Source organism: Ruegeria sp. BI7 (genome assembly GCF_056537925.1).
The window spans coordinates 911,179-933,794 of record NZ_JBQFSK010000001.1 but is presented as its reverse complement, the minus strand read 5'-3'; the positions used below and the strand labels follow the sequence as shown (position 1 = coordinate 933,794).

Here is a 22,616-nt window from a genome sequence, read left to right as displayed (position 1 = left end):
TATGGTATCAACCCCGCCACGTCACGGGGCCATTCGGTCACATCCCCGTGCTTGGACGCTGGACACTGCGTCAACTTGGAAATATCTGCACATTATGTCTAGCCCCACTGAAACATTGGATGCGCTGGGTCTTTTGTGCCCTTTGCCCGTCCTGAAAGCCAGAAAACGCCTTAAATCTATGCCCTCGGGGGCAATTTTGCGCGTGTTGGCCGATGATCCTGCCGCCATCATCGATGTTCCGCATTTCTGCACCGAAAGTGGGCACCAGCTGGTGTCACAAGAGGATGCGGACGGACATCAGATCTACCTGATACAAAAATCAGGCTGAGGTGGAAACACGTCTGGTTCAAGAAAAAGGCGGGCTCAAAGCCCGCCTTTCTTATTTATTGCCCCAAGGACCACCACCCGCGCCGTTTCGGCTTGGGCGGTTCGCTGGGTTGCTCAGGCTCTTCGGCCACAACTTCCAGAACAGGCTCAGGCGTTTCTGCAACCGGCTCTTCCAGCGCTACTTCGACTTCAGCGGTCTGGACAGTCTCGGCAACCTCTTCCACAGCTTCTTCAGCTTCGACAGCAACTTCGGTAATCACTTCTGTCTCGGTTACCTCATCCGCTGTCGGCGCATCGGTTTCCGCTGAAACCGGTTCGGTCACCACCTCAGCAGCTTCGGGCTGTTCAACGGCTTGTTCCGGCGCAGGTTCTTCTGCAGCGGTTTCCTCGGCCTTCTTAGCGACTGCTTCCTCAGCTTTATCAGCGGGTGTTTCGTCAGTTGCTTCAACCGTTTCCGCGTCCTTCTTACGACGGCGCGGCGCACGGCGGCGTTTCGGTTTTTCAGCCTTTTCTTCCGCAGCGGGTTCTTCGGATTGAGCCTCAGCAGATGCTTCATCCGTAGCTTCGGCTGCGGCCTCACTGTCCTCTGCACCAGTTTCGGGTGTATCCCCCGAGCCGTTGCTTTTCTTACGACGACGGCGGCGACGTTTGCGCTTGGGCTTAGTCTCTTCTTCGGCCTGAACCGCCGTTTCTTCTTCGACGGCTTCGTCCTCGTCCGCATCCACCAGATCCATCAGCGTTGCGTCCACGGATACAACCGGCGCTGTCGCCTCGGGCACGATACGGCTGGCGGTCTTAAACTTCTCCATCGAGAAATCGGGACTGACCAGATGCACGTCGCCTTCGATGCGAACTGACAAGCCATAACGTGCTTCGATCTGCGCAATATGTTCCCGCTTTTGGTTCATCAGGAAGTTAGAGATACTGACCGGGCAGCGCACCAGAACCTCGCGCGAGCGGCGGCGAGTGCCCTCCTCTTCGATCTGACGCAGGATGGTCAGTGCCATGTTGTCATCCGACCGGATCAATCCGGTGCCATGACAGGACGGGCACGGCTGTGTTGTCGCCTCCAGCATGCCAGGGCGCAGACGCTGTCGGCTCATCTCCATCAGGCCAAAGCCGGATATCCGACCCACCTGAATACGCGCGCGGTCTGTCTTGAGCTTGTCTTTCAAACGCTTTTCAACGGCCGAGTTGTTCTTACGCTCGTCCATGTCGATAAAGTCGATGACAATCAGACCAGCAAGATCGCGCAACCGAAGTTGCCGCGCCACTTCTTCAGCGGCCTCAAGATTGGTCTTAAGCGCGGTTTCCTCGATCGAGCCTTCCTTGGTTGCCCGGCCCGAGTTCACGTCGATCGCCACCAACGCTTCGGTCACGCCGATCACGATATACCCGCCGGACTTCAGCTGCACCGTCGGGTTGAACATGCCGGTCAGATAGCTTTCGACCTGATAGCGTGCGAACAGCGGCAGTGCGTCTTCATACCGTTTCACATTCTTCGCGTGGGACGGCATGATCATTTTCATGAAGTCCTTGGCGATGCGGTAACCGCCTTCACCCTCGACCAGAACCTCATCAATCTCACGATTGTAGAGATCGCGGATCGAGCGTTTGATCAGGTCGCCCTCTTCATAAATCTTGGCGGGCGCGATGGACTTCAGCGTCAGCTCGCGGATCTGCTCCCACATGCGCTGCAGATACTCATAGTCGCGTTTGATTTCGGACTTGGTGCGCTTGGCCCCCGCAGTCCGAATGATCAGGCCCGCACCAGTCGGCACGTCAATTTCAGCCGCGATTTCCTTTAGTTTCTTACGATCCGGGGCATTGGTGATCTTGCGGCTGATGCCACCGCCACGCGCGGTGTTGGGCATCAGAACGCAATAGCGACCCGCCAGCGACAGGTATGTGGTCAACGCGGCACCCTTGTTGCCACGCTCTTCCTTGACGACTTGTACCAGCAGAACCTGGCGTACCTTGATCACTTCTTGAATCTTGTACCGGCGCGGACGTGGCTTGCGCGGCGGACGGATGTCCTCGCTGTCGTCCTCATCAGCAACTGACTCAATGCTGTCATCCTTAGCCGATGCATCTGAACGAGGTTTTTCTTCGGCCTCGTCTTCGTCTTCGGCGTCGGTTTTGGTGGCTTCCGCAGCAGGCGCGTCGTCTGCGTTGTCGTCCGCAGCGCTTTCGGCTTCAGCCTCCCCTTCGGGAGAGGCATCTTTCGCCTCTACGTCTGCAGTTTCTTCTACAGGCTCCGCAGATTCCTCTTCCGTGGCGGCGTCCTCAGCCTCGGCAGCAGGCTCCTCCGCGGTCGCAGGCTCTTCTGTCTCAGCGGCAAGTGCCTCAACTTCATCCGAGGCTTCTGCGTCATCGCTGGGTTCCTCAACCGGCGTCTCAGCGACATGATCCATCGGAGAGGTGCCTTCTGGAACAGACAGATCAGCCCCTTCTTCGCCCTCATCCAGATCAATCGTTTCCATGCCCGTTGGCTCAGACGAAACCTCGATGGATTCGACTGCGTCGTCGGATTTCACATCCGCCGCCTTGGTCCGCGACCGGGACCGGCGCTTTTTAGGCTTGGCTTCTTCCGCCTCGTCCCGCGCCTTCATCGCCTCGGCATAGGCGCGCTCTTCTTCCATCAGCGCTTCGCGGTCGGCGACCGGAATCTGATAGTAATCCGGGTGGATTTCCGAGAACGCGAGGAACCCATGCCGGTTCCCGCCGTAATCCACAAAGGCCGCCTGAAGGGACGGTTCTACTCGCGTAACTTTTGCTAGATAGATATTGCCAGCAAGCTGACGTTTGTTTTCGGACTCAAAATCGAACTCCTCGACCTTGTTTCCGTCGACCACCACAACGCGGGTTTCCTCCGCGTGGGTGGCATCGATAAGCATTTTCTTAGCCATTTGTCCTTGGTGCACCGCGCCAAACGCGTTGTCCTGGCCCGTCCGGGAGGACAGGCGCTTTTGGGGTGGTGTCTTGTCAGGGCGATATTGGACGGCGCGCGGCAGGGTCTGGCGCTTTGGCCCCCTGCCCGTACTCTCGATCGTTGCGCGCGCGTCATCGCGGTTCTTCTCCGACAGGTGCGGAATGCCGCGTCCTGCCCATTTTTTCCTTTCGCCCGCTCAGGCGGGCTCAGGCGTTCAACTGCCCGGTTAAGGGCATAATCGGTCTGCTTTGCCTCGTGGGGATCATCACCATCCGCGGCAAAGCAGCGAAACTCAAAGCTTGGGGCTTAAGGGCGTAAAAAGGCCCGGCCCGTCCCGCCACCATAAAGGCAGTCCTGTGGAAAAGACAATGGGCAAACTGCACGGTTCACTCCGAACACCGGCTAGGATCGCTTCATCTGGTCAAAAATACCTCGGGGGAGTAAATTGGCCCAAAAGGCCAAGAGAGGGGGCTGCCCCCCTCTCTGGTGTTTACAGGTAATCCGAACGCTGCAGGCTGTATTTGGCCATTTTCTCGTTCAACGTCCGTCGCGGCAGGCATAGCTCTTCCATCACAGACGCAATCGAGCCCTTGTGACGGCGCATCGTGTTGTCGATCAGCATCCTTTCGAACGCCTCGACATATTCCTTCAGCGGCTTGCCCTCAGTCGTCATAACCGGCTGCATTTCTTCGTGATCCGACATCAGCAACGAGGCAATCGTCCCGGAACCCCGGCGAGATTGCAGCACGGCGCGTTCGGCGATGTTGATCAGCTGACGCACATTGCCCGGCCACGGGGCCTGCAGCAACTGCGCGGCCTCCTGCGCGCTGACCTGCGGGGCATCACAGCCATATTCTTCTGCAAATTGCTCGCTCAGACGGGTGAACAGCGTCAGGATATCTTCGCCGCGCTGGCGCAAGGGCGGCATGGTGATCCGCAACGCCGCCAAGCGATAAAACAGGTCCGGACGCAGGACATCTTCGCTTGTCTTACCTGCCTCTTGCAGGTTCGAAATTGCCACGATCCTGGTCTCGGCCGGTGTGCCCTGATCGTTCATGACGCTCAGCAGTCGGGCCTGCAGCGTGTCACTGAGCGCCTCGACATCCTCCAGCACCAACGTACCACCGCGCGCCTCTTCAATCGCGGGCAGTTGCGCGTCTTCGGGCATCATCGGACCGAACAGACGTTTCGACAGCGCCTCTTCTTCCAGCGCTGCGCACGAAACCAGAACGAATTTTTTGCCCGCCCGGCTGCCAACAGCATGCAGAGCATGCGCAACCAGGGTTTTACCCGTGCCGGTCTCACCGTCGATCAGAACATGGCCGTCCGCCTGCCCCAAATCCAGGATATCCTCTCGCAAGCGCTCCATCACCGGGCTGGCCCCGATCAGCTTGTTCATGATCTGAGTGCCGCCGGACAGTTCGCGCCGCAAGGCCCGGTTGTCCAATGTCAGACGGCGTGCATTGCTGGCGCGTTTTGCCAGTTCTGACATGCGGTCCGGGTTGAAAGGCTTTTCAAGAAAGTCGAACGCGCCCACGCGCATCGCCTCAACCGCCATCGGAACATCGCCGTGACCGGTGATCATGATGACCGGTAAGGTGCTATCAGCCCCCATCAGCTTTTTCAGTAGTTGAATGCCATCCATTCCCGGCATCTTGATGTCCGAGATCACAATGCCCGGATATTCCGGTCCCAGTACCTTCAGCGCGTCCTCGGCGCTCGAGAACGTTTCAGTGTCATATCCCGACAGTGCCAGCCATTGGCTGATCGACTGGCGCATGTCCTGTTCGTCATCCACAATGGCGATTTTCATGGCCTGTGCCATAGTCATTCCTTTGTTATTCAGCGGCCTCCAGGCCGTCGCTTCCTAGTATCGGCAATTGCATCTCAAACACCGCGCCGCCGTGCTGGCCGTTGCGCGCAGTCAACCGTCCCCCATGGTCGTTCACGATACCCGACGAGATGGCAAGCCCCAACCCGACCCCATCGCCGGGCTGCTTGGTGGTATAGAAGGGCTCGAACAGATTCTCGATATTCTCGATCCCGTGACCATTGTCGCGGACGGTCAGCACCGCCATGTCACCAGCTGCCAGGATGATTTCAACATCCGGCTCTGATACAGATTTGGTGGCGTCCAGCGCATTGCGCAAGAGGTTCACCATCACTTGTTCGATCCGCATCCGGTCCCCCATCACTATAACGGGTTCTTCGGGCAGGATCTGCGTTATTTTAACGTGCCGCTGCCGCAGCTGAGGTTCCATCATTGACAGGCTGGAAGCCAGCGCTTCGCCAAGATTTACTGGTGAAAACGCATCCGCGCCCTTGCGCGCATAGGATTTAAGCTGTCGGGTGATCGCCCCCATCCGTTCGATCAAGCCGTCGATGCGACCAAAGCTGGCCAGCGCCTCTTCGGGGCGGTTTCTGCGCAGCAACAGACGCGCGCCAGCCAGATAAGTTTTCATTGCAGCCAGCGGTTGATTCAGCTCGTGGCTGACAGCGGCCGACATCTCACCCAAGGCTGCAAGTTTCGAACTCTGCGCCAGCGTTTGCTCGGCAACTTCCAGTGTCTTTTCAACCCGTTCACGTTCAGCAATTTCCCGCTGTAGCCGCATGTTCAATGCGCGAAGCTCTGCCGACTCGCGCTGGAACAAGGCCATCCGCAACGTCGCTCGGCGGCTCAGCGCGTAAAAGGCCAGCGCCAGCAGAATCGCGAATCCCATAATCTCAAGCGCCAGAACGCTGTTCACCTTTTCCCGGATCGACGCATAGGTGGTGAATGACGTCATTTGCCAACCGCGGAATGGAATGCGCGTCTCCATGCGCATCACGGCCTCACCCTGCAGGTAGGCATCAGGCGGCAAGGCGGTCCAATCGGTCGTTGCCCGGATTGCGCGCTGGATGGCCCCTTCGGGCGGCTGACGCAGCATCGCCTCGCCTTCTTGCACGCCGCGCCACTGTGGTTCGGTCGACAAGATGATCGTGCCGGTACTATCCGCCACCATCACCGCGTCCGAAATCCCTGCCCAGGCCAGTTCGAATTTGTGCAAATCGACCTCAACCACGATGACGCCAAGGATTTCGGCGTTGGCTTCCATACGACGCGAATAGACAAAGCTATAGCCGCCGGATTCCTTCGGGATTACCGTAAAGATCGTGGCGTTCGAGCGTACAGCATCAATGAAATAAGGCAAACTCCTGTGTGCCTCACCCAAACGGTTGCGATCGGTGGACGCGACCGAACGCCCATCCCCATCCAACAGCATCAGCGAGGCTGCTCCAATTTCTTCCACAAATGAGATCAGGCGTTGGGTCGACAGAGAATAATCGCTGGATTGAAGCGCCGAGATCAGCGTTGGATCCCGCGAAAGCAGCTGCGGCACAATAGCATTTCTGCGTAGTTCGCTTAGCAGGTTGCCGGAGTACAGGGCTAGACGCAGCTCGGCGCGGTTGCGGGTGGACTCAGTAAATCTGTCCGTCAGCAGCCGGTTTGTGATCCAGATCGTCGCAACAGCGACCACCAGAAGGGTAATAACGGCCAATCGCAGGCGCCACCCAAGGGGCGCGCCGCGAAAAGGTTTTGTCAGAATGGACCAGCCAGAGCGTACATCAGAACTCATCCCGGGAAATTACGCGGGCTTGATCGCAACCTCAAGTCACGCAGGTGCGAGGACCCCCGACAATGCGCGGAACAATGCCGTTCCGTCAGTGCCGCCGTGACCTTCATCCGCCGCCCGCTCGGGATGCGGCATCATCCCCAACACCCGACGGTTTTCTGACAGGATACCAGCAATATCGCCGATCGAGCCGTTTGGATTCTCGGTATAGGTGAATGCAATCCGATCCTGATCCCGCAAAGCAGCCAGAGTGGTGTCATCCGCGAAATAATTGCCGTCATGGTGTGCAATCGGAATACCGATCACATCACCGGCGTTGTAACCTTGGGTAAACGCGCTGTCGCTGGTTTCCACCTTCAGACCGACGGTTTTGCAGATGTATTTCAGACCCGCATTGCGCAGCAACGCACCCGGCAGAACGCCAGTTTCTGTCAGAATCTGGAAGCCATTACAGACACCCACGGCATAGCCACCACGGTTGGTATGTTCGACAACCGCTTTGCAGATCGGCGATTGCGCGGCAATCGCGCCGCAACGCAGGTAGTCACCATAGGAAAACCCGCCGGGAACGCCCACGATGTCGATGCCCTCGGGTAGCGCGGCATCCTTGTGCCAGACCATGTCGACCTGAAACCCCGCCTGTTCAAAAGCGACGGCAAGGTCCCGGTCACAATTGGACCCAGGGAATACGATAACAGCAGCGCGCATGGCGGGGCCTCCGGGGTAAAGAGTCAGACCAGTTCGATTTCGTAGCGTTCGATGACCGTGTTGGCCAACAGCTTTTCGCACATCTCGGTGATGTCGGCCTCGGTCGCACCTGCAGCCAGCTCAAGATCGATCACCTTGCCTTGACGCACGCCTTCGACCTGATCGAAGCCCATAGCGCCCAATGCGTGCCGCACTGCTTCACCCTGCGGGTCAAGGACCCCATTCTTGAGCATCACATGCACCCGTGCTTTCATTCCTGCAACTCCAGCTAAGGGCCATGGTTCCGGGCCCGTTCCGTTGCGCGGGGGATAACGCGACAAACCGCGTTCGACAACCCTTGTCCGCACACAGTTTGCCGCAGGTGTGACGCTCAGCCACTGCCGGTTAATCCGGGGTAATGCGCATCAATGGCGTTAAACGTACCGGTCAGCACCATTTCGACGGCCACGGCCACAAGAATGATTGCCATAACGCGGGTGATCACGTTGATCATGGTTGGCCCAAAAAACCGCGAGATCGGGTCGGCGAACAGCAACCCCAGCCCGACGATGGCGCAGGCGATCAATACGGCTGAGCCCAATGTCACGATCTCGGCCCCATCCGAAAGCGTATGAGCAAACACGATGGTCGTGGCAATCGTGCCGGGTCCGATGGTCAAGGGTATTGCCAACGGCACGACGGCAATGTTGCTTTTCTTCTTTTCGCCCTCTGCAACCGCCCTTTGATCACCTTTTGGCAGGTCAGACGCGTTCAGCATCGACATGCCGACCCCCAGAATGATCAACCCGCCGGCAATGCGGAAGGACGGAATGTCGATGCCGAAGACCGCCAGAATCTCTTCGCCAACCAATACCGCGATCAAGGCCACGACAACCACTGTTCCGGTTACGACCAGTGCCACGCGCTTGCGTTCGGGACCCGAGTAGCCTTCGGTCATACTCAGAAAGATCGGGATACCGTAAAGCGGATTGAAGATCGCCAGTAACGCCGCGAGGAATTTCAGAAAAACCGCCTGATCGAACAATTCGGCCATTTCGGGACTATCCTTGATTGCACCTGCCCCGACAATGCGAAGGTGCGGACCGTCTGTCAAACCACCAGAGCAAAAGAAAAAAGCGCCGTCTTAGAAACGGCGCTTTTGACAGAATTTACATCCAAAAACCGGCTTAGTTTATCAGCGTGGGCTTGGTCACGTTGCTTTTAGGCAGAACGCCCAGACGTCGTGCGACCTCGGAATAGGCATCAGTCAGATTGCCCAGATCGCGGCGGAACACGTCCTTGTCCAGTTTCTGTCCGGTTTCGATATCCCATAGGCGGCAGCTGTCCGGGCTGATCTCGTCCGCGATAATCAGACGCTGATAGTCGCCGTCGTAAACGCGGCCAATCTCAATCTTGAAATCGACCAGGCGGATACCCACGGCCAGCATCACGCCGCTCAGGAAATCATTCACGCGCAGCGCCAGGCTCAGGATATCTTCCATGTCCTGTTGGCTGGCCCAGCCAAAGGCGGCAATGTGTTCCTCGGTTACCAGAGGATCACCCAGCGCATCATCCTTATAGCAGTATTCCACGATCGGGCGCGGTAACTGCGTTCCCTCGGCAATGCCAAGACGTTTCGACATCGTACCGGCGGCATAGTTACGCACGATCACTTCCAGCGGCACGATCTCGCAGCTGCGCACTAACTGTTCGCGCATGTTCAGGCGGCGAATAAAGTGGGTCGGCACGCCGATCTGGGTCAGGCCGTTCATGAAGAACTCGCTCAGGCGGTTGTTCAGCACGCCCTTGCCGTCGATCACGTCCTTTTTCTCGGCGTTGAACGCGGTGGCATCATCCTTGAAATATTGCACGATGGTGCCCGGCTCTGGGCCTTCATACAGAATCTTAGCTTTACCTTCGTAGATTTTCTTGCGACGCGCCATAAGCGACCCTTCCAGTCTGGTAAGAGGGAATGAGTCCCCTCACGTTGGCGTCCTCATAGTGCAAGCCCCCCTTTCCCGCAAGTTCGCACACAAGAAAGACTTTGATACAACGCAAATCCCTTGCACGCGGCGTTCTGTATGGTCATATCAACATCAACGATATGTTACTCGAAGAGGTCCCCAACCTATGACGACGTTTGACGAACGCGAATACGCATTTGAAGCCAAGTTTGCGCATGATGAAGAGATGCAGTTCAAGGCACAGGCCCGCTGCAACAAACTGCTTGGCCTATGGGCCGCGGAAAAGCTGGGCAAAACCGGTGACGAAGCGGAAGAATACGCCAAAGCAGTCGTGAAATCTGATTTTGAAGAAGCCGGTCACGAAGACGTCGTGCGCAAGGTTTCCGGCGATCTAGGTACTTTGTCGTCTGACGATGAAATTCGCGCCAAGATGGCCGAGCTTCTGCCCGAAGCCAAGTCGCAGATTCTTAGCGAGACTGACTAAGGGCTTTTGCCCCACCTCATGATCTTCATGAGATTTATGAGTTTGCTTTGGCGTCCCGGTCATGAGACACGGGGCGCCTCTGTTATTATCAGGCCAATTGCGCCTTTTTCCGGATAACCCCAATGACAAATGCATTGACCGAACTTCTCAAGACCAAAGATGCCATTTTGGCAGACGGTGCAACTGGGACCAACCTGTTCAACATGGGTTTGCAATCGGGTGATGCGCCCGAATTGTGGAACGTGGACGCGCCGGATAAGATCCGCGCTCTATATCAAAGCTCGGTGGACGCAGGCAGTGATCTTTTCCTGACCAACACTTTTGGGGGCACGTCGGCCCGGCTAAAGCTGCATGATGCGCAAAACCGCGTGGCCGAATTGAACCGGATCGGTGCCGAGTTGGGACGTGAGGTTGCTGACAAAGCCGGACGCCCGATCGTTGTGGCCGGATCGGTCGGCCCAACCGGCGAGATTCTGGTGCCCGTTGGCAGTCTGACCCATGCCGACGCTGTCGAAATGTTCCATGAACAGGCCGATGCGCTCAAGGCTGGTGGCGCCGATGTTGTTTGGCTGGAAACCATAAGCGCCCCCGAAGAATTCCGCGCTGCCGCTGAGGCGTTCGCTTTGGCCGATATGCCCTGGTGCGGCACCATGAGCTTTGACACTGCCGGGCGTACAATGATGGGTGTTACTTCGTCCGATTTGGCTCAACTGGTCGAAACCCTGCCCAACCCGCCGATTGCTTTCGGGGCCAACTGCGGCACCGGCGCGTCTGATATCCTGCGCACCGTTCTGGGCTTTGCAGCACAAGGCACCGAGCGGCCCGTGATCTCGAAGGGCAATGCCGGTATTCCGAAATACGTGGATGGCCACATCCACTATGACGGGACGCCCGAGTTGATGGGTGAATACGCCGCCATGGCGCGCGATGCTGGAGCCACAATCATCGGTGGTTGCTGCGGCACCATGCCCGATCACCTGCGCAAGATGCGCGAAGCGTTGGACACAAAACCGCGCGGGTCACGCCCGACCTTGGATCAGATTACGGATGCCCTGGGGCCGTTTTCCTCGGCCTCGGATGGTACCGGCGACGAAGCCAACGCACCCGAGCGGCGCACGCGCCGTCGCCGCCGCGCCTGAACGGTTCAGCGCCCTTCGAATTTCGGGGGGCGTTTTTCCATGAAGGCGACGACACCTTCGGCAAAATCACGGCTGCGCCCGCATTCCCCTTGTAAATGTGCTTCGGCGGCCAATTGCTGTGGCAGCGTTTTCTCATACGTCCCGCGGATGGCCTGTTTGATCGCGCCAAAACCGGCTGTGGGACCATTCGCCAGATAGGCTGCACGTTTGCGCCAATGGGCATCGAATGTGTCGTCGGACACGGCTTCCCAAATCAGACCCCATTCATCTGCCTGCCGCGCGCTGATCTTGTCAGCGAACAAGGCGGCCCCCATCGCTTTGGCGAACCCCATCTGACGAGGCATGAACCACGTACCGCCCGCATCCGGCAACAACCCGATCCGGGCGAACGCCTGCAGGAAGTATGCGCTTTCGGTAGCGATCACCACATCAGCGCACAGCGCAAGGTTTGCCCCTGCCCCGGCTGCCGGTCCGTTCACAGCCGCAATTGTGGGCACCGGGCAATCATAAATCGTTTCCAGCATCGGTTCATATTCATCGCGCAGCGTGCGTTCTAAATCGACCTTGCCGGTGCTGGACGCATCACCCAGATCCTGTCCTGAACAAAAGGCGCTTCCCGCTCCGGTCAGAACGATCGCCCTTGCATGACGCGCCGCATGTTTCATTGCATGAGTGACTTCGGCCCGCATCTGCGCGGTCATCGCGTTCATCTTGTCGGGCCGGTTCAGGGTGACAACAGCCAAATCATCCGTGATGTCCAAAAGGATTGTTTCGTACTCCATGAACCTTCCCCCAATTCCAAACTTTTCGGAACCCTGACCGAAATGGAGGGGAAGGAAAAGATGAACGCGGGGTCAGTCTTCAAGAATCTGGCGCAAACGCTCTTTCTCAGCGTCGCTGAGAGTGTCCTTTTCACCCGTGACCTGAACCCGGGACCGTTTGCGCAGGAAACTCCAGCCCACGACGGCTGCGATCAACAACATGATTGGGCCCGCAAGCCACAGCATCAGATTCGATCCCGAAGTGGTTGGCTTCAGCAAGACATATTCACCGTAGCGATCGACAATGAAAGCGATTGCCTCGTCATCCGTGTCCCCGGCCACCAGTCGCTCACGCAACAACAGGCGCAAGTCACGGGCCAGTTCGGCGTTGCTTTCGTCGATGCTCTCGTTGCGACAAACCAGACAGCGAAGGCCGGTGCTAAGGTCGCGCGCCCGCTGTTCCAGCGCTGGATCGTCCAGCACTTCGTCCGGCTGTACGGCAAACAGGGGCGACGCGATGAGGGACAGGATCAGGATCAGACGTTTCATTCCGCAGGTACTCCGCCCGATGGCGCCTTGCGCGCACCTGCCGCCACACGGAACCGGCGGTCCGACAGGCTGAGCAGCCCGCCCAGAGCCATCAGGATACACCCACCCCAGATCCAGTTGGCCAGCGGCTTGATATAGGTCCGCATCACCCAGCCACCATCCGCTTGCTGATCGCCGATTACCACGTAAAGATCCCCCAGGAACCGATAATCAATCGCAGCTTCGGTCGTGGGCATCCGTGCCACTGGGTAATCGCGCTTTTCAGGATGCAATGTTCCCATAGGCCGTCCATGCTTTTCGATCCGAACGTCAGCAGTGGTCGAGAAATAGTTTGGCCCTTCCACAAGCCGGACGTCTTCCAAGGTCAGAGTAAACTGCCCCACCTTGAACGGCTGACCTGGCTGTGCAACACGAATGTCTTCGACCTCCCACGCGGTCAACCCGGCGATGGCGAACATGGTCACGCCCATACCTGTATGAGCAACGGCCTTGCCCCAATCCGCACCGGGCAAACGAAACAGACGTTTCAGATTGCCTTTGCGGCCCGTACGGCTCCACAAATCAACCGCCGCGCCAAAGGTGATCCACGCGCCAAGGAACAGCCCAACCGGACCCAGCGCACTGCGCCCTGTTTGCATTGCCCAGACCAGCAATGCCAGCGCAACGGCCAGAACAAAGGCATAGCGCAGCGAATAGGCAGTTTTGCCAAGCTTGCCGCGCTTCCACGGCAACATCGCACCCACTGGCAATGCAATCCCTAACGCCACCATGAAGGGCGTAAATGCCGAATTGAAGAACGGCGCGCCGACCGAGAGTTTGCGCTCAAAGGCCATCTCAGCCACCATCGGCCACATTGTTCCGACGAATACGACGAAACAGCTGACGGCCAGCAGGATATTGTTCAACACCAGCGCGCTTTCTCGGCTAACCATACCAAAAACGCCCTTGGCCTCCATCGCCTGCGCCCGCGCGGCAAACAGGGTCAGCGCGCCGCCGATGAAGATCACGAGGATAATCAGGATGAATACTCCACGCTCGGGGTCATTGGCAAACGCATGGACCGAAGTCAGAAGGCCCGAACGCACAATGAAGGTACCAATCAGCGAAAAGCCAAAAGCAATGATTGCCAGCAGGATCGTCCAGCTTTTCAACGACTCGCGTTTTTCCACGACGATGGCCGAATGCAACAGCGCAGCGGCCAGCAGCCATGGCATGAACGAGGCATTTTCGACAGGATCCCAGAACCAGAACCCACCCCAGCCGAGCTCGTAATAGGCCCACCAGGACCCCAGCGCGATACCGATGGTCAGAAACACCCAAGCCGCCAGCGTCCATGGGCGTACCCAGCGGCCCCACGCGGCATCTACGCGCCCTTCGATCAGGGCGGCGACGGCAAAGCTGAACGCCATGCTCAGCCCCACATAGCCCAGATACAGAAACGGCGGATGAAAGGCCAAACCGGGGTCTTGCAGCAACGGGTTTAGATCGCGACCGTCAAAGGGGGCCACGATCAACCGGTCAAACGGGTTCGAGGTGAATAGGATAAACGCGAAAAACGCGACCCCAATTGCTCCTTGCACCGCCAATACCCGCGCCTTCAAAGTCGGCGGCAAACCGCCCCCAAAAAACGCGGCCATCGCGCCAAACAAGGACACGATAAGAACCCACAACAGCATTGAGCCTTCGTGGTTACCCCATGTTCCGCTGATCTTGTACAACATTGGTTTGGCCGAGTGACTGTTTTCAACCACGATCCTCAGCGAGAAATCGGACGTCACAAAGGCCCAGACCAGCGCACCGAACGAAAAGGCAACCATCGTAAATTGAATGATTGCCGCCGGTTCAGCGAAATTCATCCAGCTAGGCCAGCGTTTCGCTGCGCCTATCAGTGGAACCACCGATTGCACGATGGCAACCAGAAAAGCGAGGATCAGGGCAAAGTGGCCAAGTTCGGTAATCATGGCCCGGGTATATTCCTGTTCCGGGGCAAGCACCAATCACTTTCGCCCCTTTGAGGCGAGCATAGTGTCGCGGTTTAGGTCACGCGATTGCGTCGCCAATCCTCAAGCGCCGGATTTGCATCAGGACGGCCTGCTTTTTCCGCCAACGCGGCGTCCGTTCCGGGATTTGCTGCGCCGACAGCGTCGCCGTGCATTACCTTCAGGGCTTGCAGGTTTTCTAAAACCTGAGGCGTGCGCTGCATCGTGGCGGTGATCTCTCGCTGCAGATCCTGCACCTTGGCCTGATGACGCGCGCCGAAATAGAAGGACACAATCACCCCCAGCAACCACCACAGGGGTTCCGGCACCAGGGCAATCCCCTGCATTCGGGCCGCAAACCACAGCGGATCAACCATCGCCGCGACAAACAAACCCAAAGTACCAAGTGCCATAGCCGGTCGCGGCAGACGGTTGAGCCCATCCATGAATCGGTCAAACGCGCCCTTATTCGGGCCCTCAAATTCATCTCCGAACTGAACCATCGCCTGCTGTCGCAAAGCCAGACCACGCTCTGCCCCGTTTTCAGCATTTTCCCTAAATATTTCAGCAGTTTCCCGCACGACATTACGGCCACCGCCAAACACAAACGTCAACACGTCCGAGATCAAACCCATCCTGAAACCCTCGCTTGAAATTCCGCGTCACTCAGGTGGTAAGTCGGCGAAACAAATTCCTCGGCCCGGCGTATCCACCCCCCCTTGCGACCCGCCCGTGTGCGGGCATATTTGCGTGACGCAGGCCGGTGATCTGCCAGACGGAAATAGTAGTTCCGCCGCGCCACACCGTACGCATCCCTGAGTGCATCCGGATCGGGATCAGCCGCATCCCGGCAGGCCTGCGCGGTTATGGGACCAATTGCCCCATCAATCACGATTTCGAACCCCATATCGCGCAACAGACGTTGCAGGATTTTGACCGCGTGACTGCCAGCGTTGACATACATGTCAAAAACCGAAGCCCGCAATTCGTGCGGCAAGAGGTCCAACCGCGGTTGTTCAAAATAATGCTGCACGAAAATATCAATGGCCTGAGATTTGCCGAGCATCCGAACATCGGTGCGGTTGATTATCCCGTCACCTGAAAGATCAAGCCCGAGACGCCGCATCGTGTGAATGGTCACCCCGTATTTCGTCGCGCCACCGGGATCGTCCGAATCGTCCACAAAGCCACCTTCTCGCGCCACGATCTCAGTTGCAATCTGTCGCACCGTCTGCATCGCACCCTCCGCCTGCCGTTGACCAAACGCTGAGGCTAACCGGTTAATTTGGCGCAATGAAAAAGGGCGCTGCATGCGCAACGCCCATCAGTTCTTGCTTGTTAGCTAAGGTAAATCAGCTTTCACCAGCCTCTTTGTAAACACCCTGTTCTTTCAAGGCATCCACCACCTCTTTCGGCATGTATGTTTCGTCGTGTTTTGCAAGAATTTCTGTGGCTTCGAATACACCGTTCACGTAAGAACCCGTCCCCACCATGCCCTGGTTTTCCGCAAACAGATCCGGCAGAACCCCGGTAAACGCCACCGGCACACTTTCACCGCCATCGGTCACGACGAAACGCACCGTCTCGCCCTGCCCGCGAATGATCGAGCCTTCCTCGACCAGACCGCCGATACGAAACACTTCTGTCGGTTTCGGGGGTTCAGCAATCACCTGACTGGGAGAGCGGAAAAAGTTAATGCCATCGCGCATCGCAAACCCAATCAACCCCGTCGCCAAGACCAAAGCCACGACGGCCAGAAGAATGACTTGTACTCGACGACGTTTCTTGAGCGTTTTCATACCGTCCTCACGGGAATAGCGGGGCCATCATCAACCCCCGGGTTTCACCTTCACCTAACATCAGGTTGGCGTTCTGCAAGGCTTGGCCGCTGCTACCTTTTGTCAGGTTATCCAATGCGCCAATCACAATGGCGCGGCGTTCGATCCGATCGCCGACAACACCGATATGGCAGAAATTCGAACCGCGTACATGGTGGGTCGAAGGTGTTTCGCCGAACGGCAACATCTGAATAAAGGGTTCATCTTCATAGGCTTTGGCAAGTGTCTCATACACACTTGCCGAGTCCCCTTTGACGTAAGTCGTCGCAAGAATTCCCCGGTTAGCCGGGATCAGGTGCGGCGTGAACTGCACATGCACCGTACGCCCCGCCAGTGCCGAGAATTCCTGATCGAACTCACCCAGATGCCGGTGCGTACCGCCAACGGCATACGCATTGTAGCCTTCGCTGAGCTCCGCATGCAGTAGATTTTCCTTCAGCGACCGGCCTGCGCCGGAAACGGCGCATTTCAGATCCAGCACGATATCATCCAAATCGATAACACCTGCAGAAATCAACGGGCGCAGCACATACTGACCCGTCGCTGCATTACACCCGGTTCCCGCGACCAACCGCGCATTGCGGATGTCATCCCGGTAGAACTCGGTCAGGCCATAGACGGCCTCTTCCTGCTGTTGCAGCGCGGCGTGCGGGTTTCCGTACCATTTTTCGTATTCGTCCGGGTCCCGCAGGCGGAAGTCTGCAGACAAATCGACAATCTTCAGGTTTTTTGGCAGGTCACGAATGACCTCTTGGCTGGTTTTGTGTGGCAAGGCGCAGAAACACAAGTCGATCTGCGAAAAGTCGATCTCAGAGATTTTGCACAGGTCTGGCAAATCCATGTGGCGCAGATGCGGAAAGACCTGTGCCATTGACATGCCGGCCTTCCGCTCGGCGGCCAAGGCAGTGATTTCCATATTCGGGTGCTCGGCGATCAGCCGCACCAGTTCGGCGCCGGTATAGCCGGATGCGCCCAAAATTGCGATTTTATGGGTCATGTCAGACCTCTTGTTCCAGTGTGTCACAAATCACGACCGCCTATGTGACAGTCTTCGAATAATGGAGAGCGCGCAGCAGCGTCCTTGACCTAAGTCAGGCAGCTTCGAACGAAATCTGTCGTCGGAGGAACTGCGTCGCCCGGTCGCTGACAAAATCTGGCTTTCCAGTCGTCAAGAAGCCGCCCTTGCCTTCACCCTGCATGTTGGGGTGACGTTGAAGGTAATCCCCAAGGCTTTCAGCAACCAAAGCGCCCTGACTGTAGACCTGAACATCCGGACCCAAGGCGGCCTGAAAGGTTTCCGCCATCAACGGGTAATGCGTGCAACCCAGAATGGCTGCTTGCGGTTCTGGCATTTTCCGCTTCAGCGCATCTACATGGCTGCGTACCAGTGCCTCGGCCAAGATCATGTCGCCGTCTTCGATGGCATCGACCACGCCGCCACAGGCTTGCGCCTCGACGTCCACGCCAATCGCGCGAAACGCCAGCTCTCGCTGGAAGGCTCGACTAGACACCGTTGCGGGCGTGGCAAACAAAGCAACGTGCTTTACTGCAACCTCACGCGGAGGGCTGTTGTCGCCCCACTGCCGCTCAGTCAATGCCTCGATCAAGGGCACGAAGACGCCTAAGACACGCTTGCCGGCAGGCACACCTTCTTCCTGCATCCGACGCAGCGCGGCGGCGCTGGCGGTGTTACAGGCCAGAATCACCAGATCGCAGCCACGGTCCCACAAGTTGTAAACAGCGTGCCGTGTCAGATCATAGATGTTCTCGGCGTCCCGCACGCCATAGGGCGCATGCGCGCTGTCCGCAAAGTACAGAAAATCCACGTCCGGCAGACGTTTCTGCGCGGCGTCAAGAACGGTTAAACCGCCCAAACCAGAATCAAAAATGCCTACTGCCATTAGCCTCTTTAGGCGCGATGCCGTTCCTCGAATTCATAGCCGTAATCATAAGATTTCAACGGCGTCGGGGACAGCTCATACGTGGCTTTGCGCAAGAAATCCATCATCTTGCGCGTATCCGTGGCCAATGGGTCCAGAACGTCGCGGCCGATGGGCTCTCCGATCACCACTTTGACAGGCGTATCCACGCGTTTTTTGAACTCTTTGATCAGCAGTCCCATGCGTAAAGTATTGTGCAAATGACTGGCGATCTGGAACAAGCGCGACGTGTGGCCGTCAAAGAAGACCGGCACTACAGTGGCGTTCGATTTGGCCACCATTCTTGCCGTGAACCCACGCCAGCCCGGATCCATCGGGTGTGAAAAGGGTTTGAGCCCGGTGCTGACCGTACCACCCGGAAATATCCCGATGGCTCCGCCCTCGCCCAAATATTTCAAGGCCGCTTTGCGCGTCTCAAGGTTCTGTCTCATCGCCTCTTTGGTTTCGTCAAACGCAATCGGCAGGACGATCTTGTTCAGATCCTCGGCTTTGCGAAACACGTGATTGGCCAAAATTCGGAAATCGCCACGTGTCTGAGACAGGATGTGGCCCATCATCAACCCGTCCAGAATACCGTACGGATGATTGGCAATCAGAATCAGAGGCCCGGTCGTCGGAATATTCGTCAACGAACCGTCGACAATATCCAGCGACAGACCATAGCGACCCACCATGACCGACCAAAAGTCGCGCCCTTTGGCGACCTCTTTCTCATAACCGTCTGCGCGCTTGATTAGGCGCAAACGCCCAGTGGTGTTCTCTATCAGCTTGATCACCATCCGCCCCCCTTTGGTTGCGGCGGAATAGGCATAGGATATGTCACGAGCGATATGGCGGCGCGAGGGCATACGACTCTCCGAGAGTTTGCGGCCTGCAAGATAAGTATAAGCGGCAATTTTGCCTAGGTTTCGTGACAATCCCGTTACGGTTTATTCGGCGGCAGCGCGCAGCTCTGGTCCTCCGTTCCGTATGGTGGCCAATAATTCCTCGCGCCGTTTGGCCGCCTTGGCCTCGTTGGCCTGCAACACCGGCCCGAACCCGCGAATGTCCAGCGGCAATTGCGCCAGCGCAATCACTGCGTCGCGGGTCTGAGGTGTAACAAGAGGCTTTATCTCATTGAGATCATTTTCATATTGTTTGATCAACGCGCGTTCCATCCGCCGTTCTGCACTGTAACCAAAAATATCCAGAGGTGTTCCCCGCAGTGACTTCAACCGCGTGAGCAGTTTCATCGGCTTCAAAATCCACTCACCGAAGGAACGTTTGCGCGGACGTCCGTCAGCACCAGTTCCGCCAAGGATGGGCGGGGCCAGATGAAAGGTCATTTTGAAATCCCCGTCAAACTCGGCCACGGCTTTTTCGCGGCTGTCCAACATCAACCGGGCAACCTCGTATTCATCCTTGTAAGACAACAACTTATGATAGCCTTTTGCCACGGCTTCGCGGATTGCTTCATCATCAAACATGTCCACCATTTTGCGATATCGTTTGGCCAACCGACCGCTTTGATACGCTGTCAGGTGCTGCGCACGATAGTCGATCTTTTGCTCTAAAGATTTTGGCATATCTGACACGTTAGGCTCTAAAATACCTGCGACCTCCTGCGAGTGCAGAACCGCCCAACGGCCAATGTCAAAAGCACGCTTGTTGCGCTCGACCGCAGTTCCATTCAGTTCGATGGCCTGAATTACGGCATCATGGCTGATGGGCAGCAAGCCCTTCTGCCAGGCCGCACCAAAAACCATCATGTTGGAATAGATCGAGTCGCCCATCACCGCGCGCGCCAGATCGGTTGCGTCAAACAGTGAGACGTCATCCTTCAACCGCGCCTGCAAGGCCAGTTCAAGCCGGTCACCCGGAATACGGAAATCGGTATCGCGGGTGAAATCTCCGGTCACCGTCTCATGGTTGTTGATCACGGCCCCGGTTTGACCCGCGCGCGTCAGACCCAGCGTCTTGGCCCCGGCAGAGACAACCAGATCGCCACCGATCAGTGCATGTGCCTCACCTGTGGCAACACGAATGGCGCTGATATCCTCGGGCCGGTTTGCCAAGCGACAATGGATATGAACGGCACCACCTTTTTGAGCAAGACCTGCCATCTCCATCATTCCGGCGCCTTTACCGTCGATCTGTGCCGCCTGTGCCAAGATCGCACCCAGCGTCACCACACCTGTGCCGCCAACACCAGTGATCACCACGTTATGTGTCCCTTTGATTTCAGGCAGCACTGGTTCAGGTAGATCCGGTAGATCGATATCGGTGGTTGCTTCCTTGCGGATTTTTGCACCTTCCAAGGTTACGAACGACGGGCAAAACCCGTTGAGGCAAGAGAAATCCTTGTTGCAGCTTGATTGATCAATAGCCCGTTTGCGACCGAACTCCGTCTCTTTCGGCACAATCGAGACGCAGTTCGATTGCACGCCGCAATCGCCGCATCCCTCGCAAATGTCAGTATTGATGAATACGCGCTTATCGGGGTCAGGAAACTCACCTCGTTTGCGCCGACGCCGTTTTTCGGCTGCGCAGGTTTGGATGTAGACGATGACCGAAACACCCTCGGTCTCGCGGAACTGTTCTTGTACCCGCATCAAATCCGCGCGCTCAAAGGTTTCCACACCAGCAGGCATCGCCTTGAAATTCACATCTTCCTTTTCATCATAGACTACGGCCACGTTCTGCACGCCCATAGCCTTGACCTCTGCAACAATCCGTTCCGCCGACAGTCCGCCCTCGTTTTCCTGGCCGCCGGTCATGGCAACCGCATCGTTGAACAGGATTTTGAAAGTGATGTTGGTGCCCGCAGCCAACGCCGCCCGGATCGCCTGCACACCGGAATGGTTATACGTCCCGTCACCAAGGTTCTGGAACACGTGCTTGGTGGTCGAAAATGGCGCTTCGCCAATCCAGTTTGCGCCCTCACCCCCCATCTGCGTGAACCCGGTGGTCTCGCGGTCCATCCATTGCACCATATAATGACAGCCAATACCCGCGTAGGCGCGACTGCCGTCGGGCAACCGGGTAGAACTGTTATGCGGACAGCCCGAACAGAAATACGGCAGACGAGTCGCGATTTCTTCGGCGTTGTCGGCTCGGCGGGCCTCGGACAGTTTGGCCAAACCGGCGCGGACGCCTTCTGTGTCGTGGCCCTCTTCAATCAGAATCTCGCCCAGTTTTTCGGCGATCATGTTGGGGTCAAGCGCGCCGCGGGTTGGAAACAGTTCCTCGCGATGCAGAGTCCCGGCCCCACCCTTGTACCAGCCATAAACCCGGCGACCGCGACGGTCGTCAAAGATGGCTTCTTTGACCTGAACCTCGATCAATTTTCGCTTTTCTTCAACGATAACAATCAGGTCCAGTCCCTCAGCCCAGTCGTGAAATCCAGTCATATCCAATGGGAAAGTTTGGCCGATCTTGTAGGTTGTGATCCCCAACCGTTCAGCCTCATCCGCGTCGATGTTCAGCAACGACATGGCATGGGACAGATCCAGCCAGTTCTTGCCGGCCGCGACAAACCCGATCTTAGCGCCGGGTTTGCCCCACACACGCTTGTCCATCTTGTTGGCGTACGAGAACATCTCGGCCGCGAAACGTTTATGGTCGATGATCCGCCCTTCTTGCAGGTGCGGCGTGTCGCCCAAACGTATGTTCAATCCGCCCTCGGGCATGTCGAACTCGGGCACGACAAGCTTCATCCGGTCAGCACTGCCATCAACGACCGACGTGACCTCAATCGTGTCCTTCATCGTCTTCAGGCCAACCCAAAGCCCCGAAAACCGGCTGAGCGCGAAACCGTAAACGCCATAGTCTAAAATCTCTTGCACACCCGCAGGGCTGACAATTGGCATGTACATATCAACCAAAGACCATTCCGACTGATGCAGAACGGTCGAGCTTTCGCCGGTATGGTCATCACCCATCGCCACCAGCACGCCACCGTGCTTGGCCGTACCCGCCATATTGGCGTGACGCATAACATCGCCGGACCGATCCACGCCGGGCCCTTTGCCGTACCAGAGGCCAAACACGCCATCGAACCGCCCGTCGCCGCGCAGCCCAGCTTGCTGGCTGCCCCATAGCGCCGTGGCGGCCAGATCTTCATTCAAACCGTACTGAAAAGTGATGTCGCTTTCGGTCAGCTGTTTCTGCGCCCGTGTCATTTGCAAATCCACCGCACCCAACGGTGACCCACGATATCCGGTCACTAGGCCCGCTGTGTTCAGCCCCGCCCGCGTATCCCTCGCCTTCTGCATCAGCATCAGGCGCACCAACGCTTGCGTGCCATTCAACAGAATTGGGTTTTTATCCAGATCGAACCGATCATTCAGCGATATTTGTGGCTGACTCATCAAACGCCTCCCCTCGTCAGATCAGTGTGCTACATGTTTCAACATATTAGGTC

The 22,616-nt window shown here is 57.3% G+C and carries 20 protein-coding genes; 3 read left to right on the top strand and 17 right to left on the bottom strand.

Features of this window, described 5'->3' with window-relative positions:
• Positions 1-94: 94 nt before the first annotated feature.
• A complete protein-coding gene (locus ACR0JB_RS04615) occupies positions 95-328 on the top strand; it encodes a sulfurtransferase TusA family protein (RefSeq protein ID WP_170348617.1) in 234 nt (77 codons plus the stop codon).
• 55 nt (positions 329-383) lie between these two features.
• Here ACR0JB_RS04615 and ACR0JB_RS04610 read toward each other — a convergent pair whose 3' ends face one another.
• From ACR0JB_RS04610 to purC, 7 genes are all read right to left on the bottom strand, one after another.
• Positions 384-3,236 (bottom strand): Rne/Rng family ribonuclease, encoded by a 2,853-nt coding sequence (locus ACR0JB_RS04610; RefSeq protein WP_480789713.1) that lies wholly within the window; start codon positions 3,234-3,236, stop codon positions 384-386.
• Between the two features lie 513 nt (positions 3,237-3,749).
• Positions 3,750-5,084 (bottom strand): sigma-54-dependent transcriptional regulator, encoded by a 1,335-nt coding sequence (locus ACR0JB_RS04605; protein WP_170358340.1) that lies wholly within the window; start codon positions 5,082-5,084, stop codon positions 3,750-3,752.
• 13 nt (positions 5,085-5,097) lie between these two features.
• Positions 5,098-6,876, bottom strand: coding sequence for a sensor histidine kinase (locus tag ACR0JB_RS04600; RefSeq protein WP_170348614.1), 1,779 nt, complete (start codon positions 6,874-6,876; stop codon positions 5,098-5,100).
• 36 nt (positions 6,877-6,912) lie between these two features.
• Positions 6,913-7,581 carry a phosphoribosylformylglycinamidine synthase subunit PurQ gene (purQ, locus tag ACR0JB_RS04595; RefSeq protein ID WP_170505201.1) on the bottom strand — a complete coding sequence of 223 codons (669 nt, stop codon included), beginning with the start codon at positions 7,579-7,581 and terminating at the stop codon, positions 6,913-6,915.
• Between the two features lie 23 nt (positions 7,582-7,604).
• The gene (gene purS / locus ACR0JB_RS04590) at positions 7,605-7,835 is read right to left on the bottom strand and encodes a phosphoribosylformylglycinamidine synthase subunit PurS (RefSeq protein ID WP_170348612.1); all 231 of its coding nucleotides are present in this window, start codon (positions 7,833-7,835) and stop codon (positions 7,605-7,607) included.
• A 116-nt stretch (positions 7,836-7,951) separates the two neighbouring features.
• Positions 7,952-8,614 (bottom strand): MarC family protein, encoded by a 663-nt coding sequence (locus ACR0JB_RS04585; protein ID WP_170505198.1) that lies wholly within the window; start codon positions 8,612-8,614, stop codon positions 7,952-7,954.
• A gap of 133 nt (positions 8,615-8,747) precedes the next feature.
• Positions 8,748-9,503, bottom strand: a complete 756-nt coding sequence (purC, locus tag ACR0JB_RS04580; RefSeq protein ID WP_170358332.1) for a phosphoribosylaminoimidazolesuccinocarboxamide synthase — start codon at positions 9,501-9,503, stop codon at positions 8,748-8,750.
• A gap of 187 nt (positions 9,504-9,690) precedes the next feature.
• Between purC and ACR0JB_RS04575 the strand changes: the two genes are divergently transcribed.
• Positions 9,691-10,008: a DUF1476 domain-containing protein gene (locus ACR0JB_RS04575; protein WP_170393940.1), complete on the top strand. Its 318-nt coding sequence runs from the start codon at positions 9,691-9,693 to the stop codon at positions 10,006-10,008.
• A gap of 122 nt (positions 10,009-10,130) precedes the next feature.
• Positions 10,131-11,147: a betaine--homocysteine S-methyltransferase gene (gene bmt / locus ACR0JB_RS04570; protein WP_170393938.1), complete on the top strand. Its 1,017-nt coding sequence runs from the start codon at positions 10,131-10,133 to the stop codon at positions 11,145-11,147.
• Positions 11,148-11,152: 5 nt separating this feature from the next.
• Here the strand turns inward: bmt and ACR0JB_RS04565 are convergent, their stop codons facing one another.
• The 10 genes from ACR0JB_RS04565 to ACR0JB_RS04520 form a co-directional block, all read right to left on the bottom strand.
• Complete coding sequence (locus ACR0JB_RS04565; RefSeq protein ID WP_170348607.1) at positions 11,153-11,929, bottom strand: enoyl-CoA hydratase-related protein; 777 nt, start codon at positions 11,927-11,929, stop codon at positions 11,153-11,155.
• 72 nt (positions 11,930-12,001) lie between these two features.
• On the bottom strand, positions 12,002-12,457 hold the full coding sequence (locus tag ACR0JB_RS04560; RefSeq protein WP_170505195.1) for a cytochrome c-type biogenesis protein: 456 nt from the start codon (positions 12,455-12,457) through the stop codon (positions 12,002-12,004).
• Positions 12,454-14,418, bottom strand: coding sequence for a heme lyase CcmF/NrfE family subunit (locus ACR0JB_RS04555; protein WP_170505192.1), 1,965 nt, complete (start codon positions 14,416-14,418; stop codon positions 12,454-12,456). Before ACR0JB_RS04555 ends, ACR0JB_RS04560 begins: the two co-directional genes overlap by 4 nt.
• Positions 14,419-14,492: 74 nt before the next feature.
• Complete coding sequence (locus ACR0JB_RS04550; RefSeq protein WP_480789712.1) at positions 14,493-15,071, bottom strand: holin family protein; 579 nt, start codon at positions 15,069-15,071, stop codon at positions 14,493-14,495.
• Entirely contained in the window at positions 15,062-15,673 is a 612-nt protein-coding gene (locus ACR0JB_RS04545; protein WP_170505189.1) for a holin-associated N-acetylmuramidase, read from the bottom strand. Before ACR0JB_RS04545 ends, ACR0JB_RS04550 begins: the two co-directional genes overlap by 10 nt.
• Before the next feature lie 115 nt (positions 15,674-15,788).
• Positions 15,789-16,235 carry a cytochrome c maturation protein CcmE gene (ccmE, locus tag ACR0JB_RS04540; protein ID WP_170348602.1) on the bottom strand — a complete coding sequence of 149 codons (447 nt, stop codon included), beginning with the start codon at positions 16,233-16,235 and terminating at the stop codon, positions 15,789-15,791.
• 7 nt (positions 16,236-16,242) lie between these two features.
• A complete protein-coding gene (argC, locus tag ACR0JB_RS04535; protein ID WP_170505186.1) occupies positions 16,243-17,271 on the bottom strand; it encodes an N-acetyl-gamma-glutamyl-phosphate reductase in 1,029 nt (342 codons plus the stop codon).
• A gap of 94 nt (positions 17,272-17,365) precedes the next feature.
• On the bottom strand, positions 17,366-18,175 hold the full coding sequence (locus ACR0JB_RS04530; protein WP_170393930.1) for a glutamate racemase: 810 nt from the start codon (positions 18,173-18,175) through the stop codon (positions 17,366-17,368).
• A gap of 8 nt (positions 18,176-18,183) precedes the next feature.
• Positions 18,184-19,062 carry a lysophospholipid acyltransferase family protein gene (locus tag ACR0JB_RS04525; protein ID WP_170505183.1) on the bottom strand — a complete coding sequence of 293 codons (879 nt, stop codon included), beginning with the start codon at positions 19,060-19,062 and terminating at the stop codon, positions 18,184-18,186.
• 81 nt (positions 19,063-19,143) lie between these two features.
• Complete coding sequence (locus tag ACR0JB_RS04520) at positions 19,144-22,563, bottom strand: indolepyruvate ferredoxin oxidoreductase family protein (protein WP_480643751.1); 3,420 nt, start codon at positions 22,561-22,563, stop codon at positions 19,144-19,146.
• Positions 22,564-22,616: the final 53 nt, after the last annotated feature.